Here is a 14688-nt window from a genome sequence, read left to right on the forward strand (position 1 = left end):
TTCCTCCTAATTAATCTAATTTAAATTTTTCTCCTAAATATATTCTTTTAGCTTCTTCATTATTTGCTATTTCCCTAGCAGTTCCTTCTATAAGAACTTTCCCTTTTGACATAATATAAGACTTATCTGTTATACTCAAAGTTTCTCTTACATTATGATCCGTTATTAAAATTCCTAATCCTCTTTTTTTCAAATATCTTATTATATTTTGTATATCTTCAACAGCTATAGGGTCAACACCGGCAAAAGGTTCATCAAGCAAAATAAAACTAGGATTGTTCGCAATTGTTCTTGCTATCTCAATTCTTCTTCTTTCTCCACCTGACAACGAATAACCTAAAGAATCTTTCACATGCGTTAATTTAAATTCTTCAAGCAATCTATCCACAGTTTCTTTTTGCTCTTTTTTTGAAATATTTTTCATCTCAAGTACAAGCTCTATATTTTCTTCCACAGTTAAATTTCTAAAAACTGATGGTTCTTGAGCCAAATACCCTATTCCCATATTAGCTCTCTTGTACATAGGTAATGTCGTTATTTCTTGTTCTCCACAAATAACTTGCCCCTCATCTGGTTTTACTATCCCTGTTATCATATAAAAAGTTGTCGTTTTTCCAGCACCATTAGGACCTAAAAGTCCAACTATTTCACCCTTATTTACCTCTAAGCTAACCTTATTTACAACCTTTCTATTTTTATAGCTTTTTACAAGATTGTTAGCACTCAAACTAATCATTATTTAGCTCCTTTTTTACTATTCATTGCATCATTTAAACTAGTTCCTATAGATTTAGCTGTTACATAATCAACATGAACATTTCCTTTTGCTTTAATTTTTCTAGTAGTCATATCATAGTGCCCTTCATTTGCTATCATTACTGCATCTTTAGTAACTACTTTTACATTTCCATAAACATCAGCTATAGTTCTTGTAACACTTCCTCTATTAGCTGTCAATACTGTCTCTTCATTTTTTTCATTTATATCTCTTATATGAACATCTTTATTTAAATTTATAAGCTCTTTATCTATAAATCCTGTTACACTTTCAGATTTTACAACAGTTTTCCCCTTATTAGCGTTATCTATTGTTAAAACGGGAGTATTCTTTGCATAAACTTCATTTTTAACTAAATCTAGTTCTATATAATTTGAATCAATTCTCTTATTAGTTTGAGTAAATACTGATTTATCATTTACTATAACTTTTTTAGCTTTATAAGAGCCTCCTTGTTTTTCTAAATACAAGTCTGCTTTATCTCCTTTGAAAGTTACATCTCCTTCTTTTTGTTTTGCTTTTCCTTTCACATCTCCAGTGAAACGAATTAAGCCATCATTTATATTTCCCTTCGTTTGATTTGCTTGAAACTCATTTCCATCAGTAGATACAACTTTAGAATTTTTAGAAAAAATTTCTCCTGTCTCTTTATTAACTTTTCCATAGCTTGTATTTAATGTGTATTTATCATATTTTATAACTCCACTTGATGGAAGTTCTGCATCTTTACTATCTAAATTATATACAATCTTAGGTCCTGTGACACTGTCTTTTCCTGAACTCAAATAAGCATTTCCAATCAATTCCAAAACTTTTGTCTTATTATTCATAATCACAGTATTTCCTCTAGCACTTCTATTTGTTTCTTTCATATTAAAAGAATTTCCTTTAAATACAGAAGTCTTAGGATCATATGTTGCATTACTTACACTTCCTACCATACTTCTTGATGGATCTGATAGTTTTATAGGTGTATCTGAATGCATTAGTTCATCTTTATATGAATATCTTGCATTAGCTAAAGCTATTTTCATATTATTTTGTTTTAAATCTATCGGTCCTACTAAAGTAACATGATCTCCTCTTTTTATTTGAATTTCTTTAGCACTTCCAGACATATTATCTGTTTTATTTTCAAGAGTAATAGGTCCTTCTAATTTACCTAAAGATGTCAAATTATTATAAGTTAAATCGTGCCCTCTCATAATTGTACCTTTAGAATTTAAAATTATATTTCCAGGGCTTACAAGTTCCCCTGTCTTTTTATTATAAGTTATACTATTACCATTAATAATTGTAGTTTCATCAGAAGATTTTATAACATATGGTTCAGGGACATTTAAAATGCCTGTTTCTTCTACATAAGTTACATTTTTGCTTGTTAAACCATAATCTTTACTTTTTACAGTTATTTCCTCTTTAGATGAGAAATTTTTAGTAGAAAGATTGTATAATAAGTTTGTTCCTGTTACTCCTTCTCCTTTATCATTCCAAGAGTTAAAATATTTATTTGTACTTAAATCCTTAGTTACTGTATTGTAGTGAATATACTCAGCTTCTAAATTATTAGTTGGTGATGTATACAAGATTTTATTACCATACATATCTATTTCTTTTGTTTCACTAGAATAGATGAAATTATCTACCAATAATTTCTCTCCTTTTTGTGATGTTGCTTGTACATTATTAAATATTCTGAATTTTTTATCAGTCATATTATATTCAGCATTATCTGCTTCTAGTTTATATTCTGGGTTTCCACCTTTTATTTTTCCATAAACATTGATTAAGTCACTATTAGGTGTTTTTTCAATATAGTTTACATCAAACACATAATCTTGATACGTAAATTGAACATCTCCTGTAACTTTAAAACTTTGAGTCTCTTCGTTAAGTACTATATCCTTTCCTTTCAATCCTACATCAGAATATTTCATTTCAAAACCATCAGTTGCATAAATATTTTTTTCATCTACATTAAGATATAATTTTGAAAAATTTCCTGATATCTCTCTATTTTTCTTAGTACTTTCTGTGTCTTTTTCTTTAGAACTATTTGTTATTTTAATATTCCCATCTAAAAATATTTTTTTATCCTTGTCGTTATAATTAGCTCTGTCAGCTAATATAGAAAAATACTGATTCTTTATTACAACATTTCCTTCAAGACTTATATTGTCCATTGCAACTGTTGTCTTAAAAGTATTTCCTGATATTTCTATCCCTTTTTCTTCATTAATTGCTGACAATGGTTGTGTTGAAATAAGTTCTTCTGTTTCTCTGTTATACTTCAATTCACTTGCATTTATTTTCCAACCATTAGGGCTAATTCCAACAATATTAGAATTTAGTAACAAATTTCTAGCTTTATCTAAAAATACATTATCTCCACTTAAAAGCATTCCTTTTATTTTAGCCTTAGCTTTTTCAAACTTACTTTCTTTTTCATCGATATAGTCTATTTCTTTTTCTGCCTCAACATAATAATCTTCATTTTCATAAACAGCATTAGTTGTTTCCATTATTTTCTTTACATTTCCTATATCTTTGTCTGAACCAAAATAGTTGAAATATCCTAAAATCACTGCAGCTATTCCAATCCCTGTGTACAACATTTTCTTTTTATTCATTATTTCCTCCAGTAAGAATTTTTTTCATCTCACTCAATTTTAATAAGCTTTCTAAAGGACTCATCGAATTTAAATCCATTTCTTTAAGTATTTCTAAAACTTTATTTTCTTCTTCTGAAAAATTTTCTATGATTGTTTCTTCAACTTCTTGCTCATCAACCTCAGAGAAATCTCCAAATAACATCATCTGTTCTGCTTTTATCTTACTTTCTATTAAATTCTTTCTATTTTCTAATTTCTTTAGTATTTTTTTTGAACGATTTAAAACTTCATTAGGTACTCCAGATAATCTAGCAACTTCTATTCCATATGATTTATCTGCTCCACCTTTTACAATTTCTCTTAAAAAAACTATATTTTTCCCATTTTCCTTCACTTCAACTCTAAAATTTACAGCTTTTTCCAACTCTTTTTCAAGCTCAGTTAATTCATGATAATGAGTTGCAAATATAGTTTTAGCTCCAATATTGTTGTGTATATATTCTGTTATTGCCGTTGCAATAGAAATCCCATCATATGTAGATGTGCCCCTTCCTATTTCATCTAAAACAATAAAAGACTTTTCTGTTGCACTATTTAATATACTTGCAACCTCCGTCATCTCTAACATAAATGTAGATTGACCACTTATCAAATCATCACTTGCTCCAACTCTTGTAAAAATTTTATCTATAATGGGTATCTTTGCATAATCCGCTGCTACATAAGAACCAATATGAGCCATAATAATATTAAGTGCAATTTGCTTCATATATGTTGATTTACCTGACATATTTGGTCCTGTTAAAATTATTAAATTTTTTTCATTGTCTAAGATTACATCATTTTTAACATAATCTCCACTTGAAATTAATTTTTCTACAACAGGATGTCTGCCACCTTTTATTTCTAAAATATTTTCTTTTGTCATTTCAGGTTTTACATAAGAATTTTTAACTGCTATATGAGCAAAATTTGAAATCACATCTAAATTAGAAATATTTTTTGATAAACGATAAATACTTTCAATCTTTCCTTTTATTTCAGAAGAAAGTTTTTTAAAAATTTCATATTCTAAGGCTTCTATTTTACTTTTAGCCGTAATAACTTTTTCTTCATATTCCTTTAAATCTTGAACTATATATCTCTCACTATTTACTAAAGTTTGTTTTCTAATATAATCCTCTGGCACTAAATCTTGATTCGCTTTTGTTATTTCTATAAAGTAGCCAAACACTTTATTATATTTAATTTTTAGACCTTTTATACCTGTTCTTTCCCTTTCTCTTTGTTCTATTTCAAGTATAAAATCTTTTCCCAATTTGGAAATTCTTCTTAATTCATCTAATTCTTGACTAAAGTTATCTTTAATAATTTCCCCTTCTCTTATTGAAAAAGGAGCATTTTCATCTATAGTAATTTCTATCTTGTTATAAATATCTAGTAAAGTTTCTAAATCTAACTCAAATATATCTTTTATATCTTGATGTTCTTTCAAAATTTTATATATTTCTATCGATTTTCTTATTGATTCTTTTAAAAATAGAAGGTCTTTTCCATTTTCAGTACCGTATATTATTTTCCCTGCTATTCTTTCAATGTCGTATATTTCTTTTAGCTTTTCTCTTACACTTTCTCTTAAAAGAACATTTTTGAAAAAATAATCAACATAAAATTGTTTTTTTCTTATTTTATCTATATCTAAATAAGGGTTTTTTATTATTTTTTTTAGTTCTCTACTACCTATTGATGTCATACAATCATCAAGAACTCCAAAAAGCGTTCCTCTCGCTTCCTCATTTCTTTTAGGAACTAAACTCAAATTATTTTGAGTGCTTATATTTAATTCCATTATATCTTCAATATTTTTGTATTTTATCTGCTTAAAAGTTAATTCATTTCCCTTTTGTAACTCATCAACATATTTAAGTAAATTTGCTGAAGCTGAAATCGATATTTCTTTATTCTTTAAAGCAAATGTCTCTGTTGAAATAATATTAAAATGATTTGTTATGTACTCTTCAGCCTTTCTTACATTTATTATTTTTGTAAATTTTACTCCTGCCAAAGAAGTTCTATCTTGTAAATTAGCCTTGTATTCATCGTAAGTTTTTTCATCTAAAACTATTTCACTAGGAGCAATTTTATTTATCTCTCCCAAAGTTTTTTCAAAGAAATTTTTTCCATTTATTTGAAAAACAGAAAATTCTCCGGTTGTTATATCCGCATAAGAAATTCCCACTAAATTTTCTGCTGTATTTATTTTTATACAAGCTATATAATTATTATTTTTTTTATCTAGAAAATCTGTGTCTATTATTGTTCCAGGAGTTATTACTCTTGTCACTTCTCTTTTTACTATTCCAACAGCTGTTTTAGGATCCTCAACTTGTTCACAAATAGCTACACTGTATCCTTTCTCAACAAGTTTTGCTATATATGATGCTACACTGTGATAGGGAACTCCTGCTAAAGGCACATCATAGTCTTTTTCTCTATTTCTTGTCGTAAGGGTAAGTCCTAACTCTTTCGCTGATATCTTTGCATCTTCAAAAAACATTTCATAAAAATCTCCCAATCTAAACATCAGGATTTCATTTTTATATTCTTCTTTAATTTTCTTATATTGTTGCATTAAAGGTGTATCAGCAGACATTTTTTCCCCTTTCTTTGTTTTATTTATATTTTTAATAATAAAAACATTTTTACATCATTATATTTTACCAATAATACAACAAATGTCAATGAATTTTTATATACTTTTGCATATGAGTAAATTGAAATTTTAAAAACTGATACTAACTTTAAAAATCTAATTTTGATTTGTAAATTTTAATTTGTCAACCTTATTATAGCCCCTGATAGCCGTATGAGTTCTACGAGCTCAATAAACACAGGCTCTTCGAACTAATACGGACATCGGGGCTATCTTTTGGATAATTTAAAAATAAGTGAGTTATTTTTCCAGATTTTAGATTAAAAATCAAATAGAGTGAGCCGAACAAATCTTGGCGTGTCTGAGCTAACTTGTTAGCGAGTTTTGCCAAATTTGTAGCGAACTCTTGATTTTTAATCGTTAAGAAATCTGGTTATAACGAACTATTTTTAAATCAACAAATTAAAATTTATCTGACTCGTAAAACTCATACAACTGTATAAATCTTTATTTAAATAAAAAATATAAACTTGATTTCTAATAGAAAAAAATTATATAATAATACAACAAAGAACAAATCACATTTTTTTAAAGGAGATACAAAATGCTTTTTATTTGGTTATTAATATTAAGTTATGTTATAGGTGCTATTCCTACTGGAGTATGGTTAGGAAAAATTTTAAAAAATAAAGATGTTAGAAATTATGGAAGTAAAAATAGTGGTGCTACGAATTGTTACAGAGTTTTAGGAAAAAAAATTGGTATAGCAGTATTAGTTGGAGATGTATTAAAAGGTTTTTTACCTTTGCTTATTGCTTCAAAATATCTACCTAATAAAAATCTATTAATAATTTTAGGTCTTGTTTCAATATTAGCTCATACTTATTCTGTTTTTATTGCATTCAAAGGTGGAAAAGGTGTTGCAACAAGTTTAGGAGTTTTCTTGTATTTTATACCAAAAATTATCATATTACTTGTAGCTATTTTTGCTATGATAGTTTATTTCACTAAATATATATCACTAGGTTCTGTAACCGTTGCAATTTTACTACCTGTTTTTGTTTTCATGATGAATGATAATTTTTATTTATTCTTATTATCATTAATAGTATCTATTTTTGTAATATACAGACACAAAGAAAATATATTAAGATTACTTAATGGAACTGAAAATAAATTTAATTTATAGGAGGGGCTATGCATATAAAAGTTAATAGACAAGATTTTTTAAACTCTATAAGAATTGTTGAGAAAGCAATAAAAGAAAGTAAAATAAAACCGATTATTTCTTGTGGATATGTAAAAGTAAAAGATAATAGGTTGTATTTTACAGGAACAAATTTAGAAACTACAATAAAAACATCTATTTTTGTAGAAGAAGTGTATACTCCTGGGGAGATAGTTTTTTATCCGTCTATTATAGATGAATATATAAAAGAAATAAAAGATGAGTTTATCACACTTAAATTATCAAATAATAATGTGTTATCTATAGAAACTCAAGATTCTGTGACAGAATATGATGTTTTTAAAAGTGATGACTATCCAAATACATTTGAAAATATTGTGTTAGATAGTAAAAACTTTGTTTTTCAATTTAAAAGTGAAGAACTAGTTAGTATATTTGAAAAAGTATTGTTTTCTGCAGATACACCTGACAATATAGGTTTAAATTGTATTAGAATTGAAAGCATAGATAATAACTTACATTTTGTCTCTACTAACACTTATAGATTAACTTTTCTAAGAAAAACAATTGATAAGAGTATTGATAATTTTCAAGTTAGTGTGTTAGCTGAAACTGTCTCATATCTAATAAAAATAATAAAAGGTCTTCCTAACGATGATATAAGTATTTATAACGAAGGTGGCCATCTATATTTTCAATATAGAGATACTACAATAATTAGTAAATTACTAGAATTAAAATTCCCTGATTATGCTGGAATTTTTGAAAATATAGTGTATGACAAAAAATTAACTATAAAAAATGAAATATTGTTAAATCTATTAAAAAGAGTACTTATTTTTTCAAGAACTAATATGGAATCAAAATATTCATCAACTTATGATTTTAAAATCAGAGCTAATGGTGAGAAAAAACTAACTCTTTCTGCTTTAAATGAAGTTGCAAGAATAAACGAAGTTATAGATGTTGAGTACGAAGGAGAAGACTTAAAAATTTCTTTAAACTCTAAATACTTACTTGAATTTATACAAAATATTCCTAGAGACAAAGAAATTGAGTTAGAACTTAGATACCCTAACTCAGCAGTAAAAGTAACAGAAAAAGGTAATAATGATTATGTATACATCATAATGCCTTTAGCATTAAGAGATTAACTAGAACAAATATTAAATATAAATTTGGGGTGAATTATGGAAGAAAATAAAATAGAAAAAGTTCTTAGAATTTTAGAAGAAGAAATAATTGCAGCTGAAGGTTGTACTGAGCCTATCGCTTTGTCTTATGTTGCAGCAAAAGCTAGAAAAATTTTAGGTAAAATCCCAACAAAAGTTAATGTATTTTTATCTGGAAATATAATCAAAAATGTAAAAAGTGTGTTAATTCCTAGTAGTAATGGAATGGTTGGAATTGAAGCAGCTATTGCTATGGGGCTTATAGCTGGAGATGATGAAAAAGAATTAATGGTTATAAGTAATGTTAACCAAGATGATTTAGTAGCTGTACAAAATTACTTAGATAAAAAAATAATCAAAACTTCTTTAGAGCCTGGGGATATCAAATTATATATCAGACTAGAAATTTCTGAAGGTTCTGATGAAGTAGTGCTTGAAATAAAACATACTCATACAAACATCACTAAAATAACAAAAAACGGCAAAATTCTGCTAGAACAAGTTTGTAACGATGGAGATTTTAATTCATCATTAACAGACAGAAAAGTTTTATCTGTTAAATTTATATATGATTTAGCAAAGAATATAGATATTGATTTAATAAGACCTATTTTTAAAAAAGTTATTACCTATAACTCAGCTATAGCTGAAGAAGGTCTAAAAGGAAAATATGGTGTCAATATCGGAAAAATGATACTTGATAACATTGAAAAAGGTATTTATGGAAATGACATTAGAAATAAAGCTGCTAGTTATGCAAGTGCAGGTAGTGATGCTAGAATGAGTGGTTGTGCTCTTCCTGTTATGACAACTAGCGGTAGTGGAAATCAAGGTATGACTGCCTCTTTACCTATTATAAAATTTGCTGCTGAAAAAAATTTATCTGAAGAGGAATTAATAAGAGGTTTATTTGTTTCTCATTTAACAACAATACATGTAAAGACAAATGTAGGAAGACTATCTGCATATTGTGGAGCTATTTGTGCAGCTGCTGGTGTTGCAGCTTCTCTTACATACTTACATGGTGGTAGTTATGAAATGGTCTGTGATGCTATTACAAATATTTTAGGAAATTTATCAGGAGTTATTTGTGATGGAGCTAAAGCCTCTTGTGCTATGAAAATATCTTCTGGAATTTACTCTGCCTTTGATGCTACAATGCTTGCTTTACATAAAGATGTTTTGAAATCAGGAGATGGTATTATTGGTGTTGATATTGAAGAAACAATAAAGAATGTTGGAGAACTTGCTCAAAATGGAATGAAAACAACAGATACAAAAATTTTGGAAATTATGACAAAATAAAAAAGTAAGAGGGTGTAAAAAATGTTAAAAAAGTTTTCAGAAGCACAAAAGTTAAATTATAACTATATGCTTTTTATTGAAATAGGAACTTTAAGCTCTGAAGATGATATTTCTAGTTTACAAGTTAAAGCTGTTACAATAGAAGGTTATTTTGAAACAATTAAACAAATTTATGATTATATCGAAAGTATGGAATTTATTTCAACTGAGAAAATAGATAATAAATGGGAATGTGAAATTTCAAATATCTATGATGTTAGTAGAAAAATATATTTCATAAAAAATGAAGGAGTTACTTTTAACGAAGTTGATGATACAGATATTGTTGATAGAATAGTCAATAGAGGTCCAAACAAATTAGTTAATAAGAGTAAAGAATATTTAGAGGCTAGGGTCTAAAATGAAAAGATTTCAAAATTCTACAATAGAGTATTCTTTAGAAAAAAATGAATTAGTTATAAGAGATGCTAACACTAATGGTATTTTTTTTGCAATAGATTTTTTTAATGACAAGCAAATAAAAAGAATTTTCTCATTATATCCAGTGAATGTTGAATTACAATTTGATGATAATCTTGAGTTGAAATTCTCTATTGAAACAAAAAACCATGAGCACAATGTTTTAACCTTGCTTTTCAACTTAAAGGAACTAACAGCTGATAAAAAATCAGTAATTAATATTCCTGATGAAGATGTAAATAATATTACTTTTAACTAATAAAAACTAGTAAACTATATTCAGATATATTATTTTTAATTTTATCACTTTATAATATCTATAAATGCTATTGTTCAAAATTTAACAATAGCATTTTTTATTCTAAAATAAAGTCTTTTGATAGCCGTATGAGTTCTACGAGCTCAATAAACATAGGCTCTTCGAACTAATACGGACGCCAGAGACTAACTTTTATTATTTAAATTTATACTTTCCTATAGAGTAAAAAAACTTTTTTTAAATTTTATCTTAGAAGTCATTGATTGATTTCAATAACTATGATACAATAATACCTAACAAATTAAATTAAGAATTAAATTTATGGAGGAAACAATGTATAAATATAAAAAAATATTATTAGGGTTTTTTCTTTTAGTTTCTACTCCTATTTTAACAAAAGCAGCATCTTTTGTTGAAACTTTAAACAATGATAAAATAGAAGTAATTGCAACTTATGATAATAAAATGCCTAGTGCTATAGAAAATATATATAAACCAAAATATACTATAGAAAAACCTATGTATTTAGATTATGTTTTTATTACATCTAGAGTGGCTAATTTAAGAAAACAACCTGATACTAATTCAGAAATTTTAGGAAAATATACTTATGACAACAAACTAAAACTTTTGAAGAAGATAAAATATGAAGGTAATATCTGGTATCTTGTAGAAGATGAAAATGGAGTACAAGGATATATAGCAGCTAGTGTTACTAAAAAAAGAGATTTTAGATTTCAAATGGCTGTAGATAAAATACATGATTTAGAAAACTTTATATCTTCTTCTCTAGATCAAGGTTATAAACTATCTACAACTCATACTTACATCCCAAATCCAAGCAATGCTAATGCACAAAGACAAAAAGATAAGTATGGTACGAGTTTAGATCAAAATTTACTTGGTATAAGTGCAAAAGGAGAAGAAATAATAATTCCTGACAGATCTGTAGTAAAAATTCTTGAAGATAGAGGTGATAAAGTTCTAGTTAAAGCTCTTTCTATCCCAGAAGAATTAGAGATACCTAAAGCTAGATTAACTAATTATCCTACTGTTAAAAAAGGATTTAGAAAGGTCGTAGCAATAGACATAGAAAATCAAAATTTTATGGTTTTTGAAAAATCTAAATCAACAGATCAATGGGAAATGATTAGTTATGTTTACACAAAAACCGGTATTGATAGTGAGTTAGGATATGAAACTCCAAGAGGTTTCTTTAATGTTCCTACTGTTAAGTATGTTATGCCTTACACAGACGAAACAGGTCAAAAACAAGGTTCAGCAAGATATGCTATAAGATTCTGTGGTGGTGGATATCTACATGGTACACCTATAAATGTTCAAGAAGAAATAAATAAAGAATTTTTTATAAAACAAAAAGAATTTACTCTTGGAACATATACAGGAACAAGAAAATGTGTTAGAACAACTGAAGAACATGCTAAATTTTTATTTGATTGGCTAGTTAAAAATCCAAATAAAAATTCTAATGAACAAAAACCAACTGAAGATATCTATTTTATAGCTTTTTAATCCTATAATATAGATAAAAAAGTCTCTTAACAGCCGTATGAGTTCTACGAGCTCAATAAACACAGGCTCTTCGAACTAATACGGACGTCAGAGAATAATTTTTGCTATTTAAATTTATACTTTCCTATAGATTAAAAAAATGGAGGATTTATGAAAAAATTAATTATATTAGGGCTTTTAGGAATATTAGCTACAGCTTGTAGTAGTACAAAATCTTATGATAACATCAAGAGTTTAGGTGTTGACTCAAATAGTGACTATTCTCTTGAAGATACTGGAAGTCAAAAGAAAAAATTAGAAGATATTATAGTTTTCAATGAAAAAGGTGTTTCAATTAGAAGAGAAGGAAATAATCTTATTTTATCAATGCCAGAATTAATCTTATTTGACTTTGATAAATATGCAATAAAAGATGGAATAAAACCATCACTTTCTACTTTAGCTAAAGCATTAGAAGAAAATAAAGACATACATATTAAAATTGATGGTTATACTGATTTTATAGGTAGTGAAGGATATAACTTAGAATTATCTGTTAAAAGAGCTAGAGCTATAAAAGATTATTTAACATCAAAAGGAGCTATTGAAGATAATATTTCAATAGAAGGTTATGGAGAACAAAATCCAACTGCTGATAATAGCACTGAAACTGGAAGAGCTAGAAATAGAAGAGTTGAATTTATTATCTCTAGAGGATAAAATATAAAAACAAATTATAGCTCCAGAACAGAAATGAATATATTTCATAAAGCTGGGGCTTTTTTGATACAACAAATTAGCTTTATTTAAAAATTTAGGAGGAAATATGTTAGCAAAAAGGTATACAGGGAAGAAATTAATCGATAATATTTTTACAACAAGTAGGAAAGCTAAACAAGCCATTGCAAAGTTTGGTAAGGAAAATGTTATAAATGCAACAATAGGGTCTCTGTATAATGAAGATGAAAAATTAGCAGTTTATAGTGTAGTGGAAGAAGTTTATAGAAATTTAGCTCCTGAAGACTTATATGCTTATTCTACAAATGTTATAGGAGAAGATGAATATCTTGAAGAAGTTATAAAAACTTTATTTTCTGAAAATTATACTGAAGAAATGAAAGGTATGCATATAGCTTCTATTGCTACTCTTGGTGGTACTGGTGCTATATCAAACACTATAAAAAACTACATGGATACTGGAGATAAAGTTTTATTGCCTAATTGGATGTGGGGAACTTATAAAAATATCGCTATTGAAAATGGTGGAAATTTCGAAACTTATGAACTTTTTAATGAAAAGAGAGGTTTTAATTTTGATAATTTTAAAACTAAAATTTTAGAACTTGCTAAAACTCAAACAAATGTAGTTGTAATCATAAATGAGCCTAGTCATAATCCAACAGGATTTAGAATGACTTATGAAGAATGGGAAAATTTATATAGTTTCTTTAAAACAATAAAAGATACTAATATAATTTTAATAAGAGATGTTGCTTATTTTGAATATGATGATAGATCAGAAGAAGAAAATAATAAAATTAAGGCTTTACTTTTAGATTTACCTAAAAATATCCTTGTTATTTATGCTTTCAGTTTATCTAAATCTTTATCTATCTACGGTATGAGAATGGGGGCTCAAATTGCTGTCTCTACTGATGCAGAAGTTATCCAAGAATTTAAAGATGCTACTTCATTTTCTTGTAGAACAACTTGGTCTAATGCTCCTAAAGGTGCTATGAAGTTATTCTCAACTATAATGAAAACTCCTGAACTAAAAGAAAGATTTCTAAAAGAAAAACAAGAATATATGAATCTATTAAATGAAAGAGCTAATATTTTCTTAAATGAAGCTAATGAAATTGGACTAGAATATTTACCTTATAAAAGTGGATTTTTTATCACTTTACCTGTGGGTGAAATAGTAGATAAGGTAATAGAAGATTTAGAAGAAAAAAATATATTTGTTATAAAATTTGACACAGGTATAAGAATAGGTTTATGTAGTGTTCCAAAAGTAAAAATAAATGGTCTTGCAAAAAAATTAAAAGATTCTATTGATAAATTTAAGAAATAATGGGAATTAAAAAACTTTTGGAAAGAAACCCTGTTATACCTGCTGTTAAAGATAGTATAACTCTTGAAAAGGCCTTATGCTCTAGTAATGAAATAGTTTTCATTATTATGTCAAATATAATAAATATAAAAGATTACTGTGAAAAATTAAAACTAAAAGGAAAAAAGGTCTATATACACATAGACATGATAGATGGTCTAAACAGTACTAACAATGGGATTGACTATATTGTTAATTCTGTAAAACCTGAAGGAATTTTAACTACAAAATCAAATGTTGTGGCTCATGCCTATAAAAATAACATAAATGTTATTCAAAGGTTTTTTATCTTAGATAGCCTTTCTTATGAAAAAGCTCTACAAAATATAAAAGAAAATAAAATAGTTGCTGCTGAGATTATGCCAGGTTTAATGCCTAAAATTATTAAAAAAATCTCTTCTCAAACTAATGTTCCAATTATAACTGGAGGTCTTATCAAAGAAAAAGAAGATATTATTAATGTAATCAATGCTGGAGCTCTATCTGTTTCTACAACAGAAGTTGAATTATGGGATATATAAAGTCTCTTGACAGTCGTATGAGTTCTACGAGCTTAATGAACACAGATTCTTCAAAATAATATGGATATCAGAGAGTAATTTTAGATATTTAATTTTATACTTTTTTATAGAATAA

Annotated in this window: 12 protein-coding genes; 9 read left to right on the forward strand and 3 right to left on the reverse strand. The window is 27.0% G+C overall.

The annotated features are described in order from the left end of the window. Positions 1-10: 10 nt before the first annotated feature. The 3 genes from lptB to mutS are packed head-to-tail and all read right to left on the reverse strand — an operon-like array spanning position 11 to position 6043. A complete protein-coding gene (gene lptB / locus BQ2505_RS07955) occupies positions 11-736 on the reverse strand; it encodes an LPS export ABC transporter ATP-binding protein (protein WP_074017227.1) in 726 nt (241 codons plus the stop codon). Next, entirely contained in the window at positions 736-3408 is a 2673-nt protein-coding gene (locus BQ2505_RS07960) for an LptA/OstA family protein (RefSeq protein ID WP_074017228.1), read from the reverse strand. The genes lptB and BQ2505_RS07960 overlap by 1 nt, the downstream gene beginning before the upstream one ends. Further along, positions 3401-6043, reverse strand: a complete 2643-nt coding sequence (gene mutS / locus BQ2505_RS07965) for a DNA mismatch repair protein MutS (RefSeq protein WP_074017229.1) — start codon at positions 6041-6043, stop codon at positions 3401-3403. The genes BQ2505_RS07960 and mutS overlap by 8 nt, the downstream gene beginning before the upstream one ends. Before the next feature lie 604 nt (positions 6044-6647). Here mutS and plsY point away from each other — a divergent pair. From plsY to BQ2505_RS08010, 9 genes are all read left to right on the forward strand, one after another. Continuing rightward, positions 6648-7232 carry a glycerol-3-phosphate 1-O-acyltransferase PlsY gene (gene plsY, locus BQ2505_RS07970; RefSeq protein ID WP_074017230.1) on the forward strand — a complete coding sequence of 195 codons (585 nt, stop codon included), beginning with the start codon at positions 6648-6650 and terminating at the stop codon, positions 7230-7232. A gap of 8 nt (positions 7233-7240) precedes the next feature. Then, a complete protein-coding gene (dnaN, locus tag BQ2505_RS07975) occupies positions 7241-8386 on the forward strand; it encodes a DNA polymerase III subunit beta (protein ID WP_074017231.1) in 1146 nt (381 codons plus the stop codon). A gap of 36 nt (positions 8387-8422) precedes the next feature. Continuing rightward, the gene (locus tag BQ2505_RS07980; RefSeq protein WP_074017232.1) at positions 8423-9709 is read left to right on the forward strand and encodes an L-cysteine desulfidase family protein; all 1287 of its coding nucleotides are present in this window, start codon (positions 8423-8425) and stop codon (positions 9707-9709) included. A 21-nt stretch (positions 9710-9730) separates the two neighbouring features. Then, positions 9731-10108, forward strand: a complete 378-nt coding sequence (locus BQ2505_RS07985) for a hypothetical protein (protein WP_074017233.1) — start codon at positions 9731-9733, stop codon at positions 10106-10108. 1 nt (position 10109) lies between these two features. Continuing rightward, positions 10110-10427 carry a hypothetical protein gene (locus tag BQ2505_RS07990; RefSeq protein WP_074017234.1) on the forward strand — a complete coding sequence of 106 codons (318 nt, stop codon included), beginning with the start codon at positions 10110-10112 and terminating at the stop codon, positions 10425-10427. A gap of 333 nt (positions 10428-10760) precedes the next feature. Next, entirely contained in the window at positions 10761-11960 is a 1200-nt protein-coding gene (locus tag BQ2505_RS07995) for a L,D-transpeptidase family protein (protein WP_074017235.1), read from the forward strand. 150 nt (positions 11961-12110) lie between these two features. Beyond that, positions 12111-12659, forward strand: coding sequence for an OmpA family protein (locus BQ2505_RS08000; RefSeq protein ID WP_074017236.1), 549 nt, complete (start codon positions 12111-12113; stop codon positions 12657-12659). A gap of 106 nt (positions 12660-12765) precedes the next feature. Further along, entirely contained in the window at positions 12766-14013 is a 1248-nt protein-coding gene (locus BQ2505_RS08005; RefSeq protein ID WP_074017237.1) for a pyridoxal phosphate-dependent aminotransferase, read from the forward strand. Next, on the forward strand, positions 14013-14573 hold the full coding sequence (locus BQ2505_RS08010) for a glycerol-3-phosphate responsive antiterminator (protein ID WP_074017238.1): 561 nt from the start codon (positions 14013-14015) through the stop codon (positions 14571-14573). Before BQ2505_RS08005 ends, BQ2505_RS08010 begins: the two co-directional genes overlap by 1 nt. The last annotated feature ends 115 nt before the right edge of the window (positions 14574-14688 follow it).

This window comes from Fusobacterium massiliense (assembly GCF_900095705.1).
Taxonomy (GTDB): Bacteria; Fusobacteriota; Fusobacteriia; order Fusobacteriales; family Fusobacteriaceae; genus Fusobacterium; species Fusobacterium massiliense.

Excerpts from the sequence above, each read along its gene's own strand:
- lptB (WP_074017227.1), bottom strand. The coding sequence starts at position 736 with ATGATTAGTTTGAGTGCTAACAATCTTGTAAAAAGCTATAAAAATAGA.
- BQ2505_RS07960 (WP_074017228.1), bottom strand. The coding sequence starts at position 3,408 with ATGAATAAAAAGAAAATGTTGTACACAGGGATTGGAATAGCTGCAGTG.
- mutS (WP_074017229.1), bottom strand. The coding sequence starts at position 6,043 with ATGTCTGCTGATACACCTTTAATGCAACAATATAAGAAAATTAAAGAA.
- plsY (WP_074017230.1), top strand. The coding sequence starts at position 6,648 with ATGCTTTTTATTTGGTTATTAATATTAAGTTATGTTATAGGTGCTATT.
- dnaN (WP_074017231.1), top strand. The coding sequence starts at position 7,241 with ATGCATATAAAAGTTAATAGACAAGATTTTTTAAACTCTATAAGAATT.
- BQ2505_RS07980 (WP_074017232.1), top strand. The coding sequence starts at position 8,423 with ATGGAAGAAAATAAAATAGAAAAAGTTCTTAGAATTTTAGAAGAAGAA.
- BQ2505_RS07985 (WP_074017233.1), top strand. The coding sequence starts at position 9,731 with ATGTTAAAAAAGTTTTCAGAAGCACAAAAGTTAAATTATAACTATATG.
- BQ2505_RS07990 (WP_074017234.1), top strand. The coding sequence starts at position 10,110 with ATGAAAAGATTTCAAAATTCTACAATAGAGTATTCTTTAGAAAAAAAT.
- BQ2505_RS07995 (WP_074017235.1), top strand. The coding sequence starts at position 10,761 with ATGTATAAATATAAAAAAATATTATTAGGGTTTTTTCTTTTAGTTTCT.
- BQ2505_RS08000 (WP_074017236.1), top strand. The coding sequence starts at position 12,111 with ATGAAAAAATTAATTATATTAGGGCTTTTAGGAATATTAGCTACAGCT.
- BQ2505_RS08005 (WP_074017237.1), top strand. The coding sequence starts at position 12,766 with ATGTTAGCAAAAAGGTATACAGGGAAGAAATTAATCGATAATATTTTT.
- BQ2505_RS08010 (WP_074017238.1), top strand. The coding sequence starts at position 14,013 with ATGGGAATTAAAAAACTTTTGGAAAGAAACCCTGTTATACCTGCTGTT.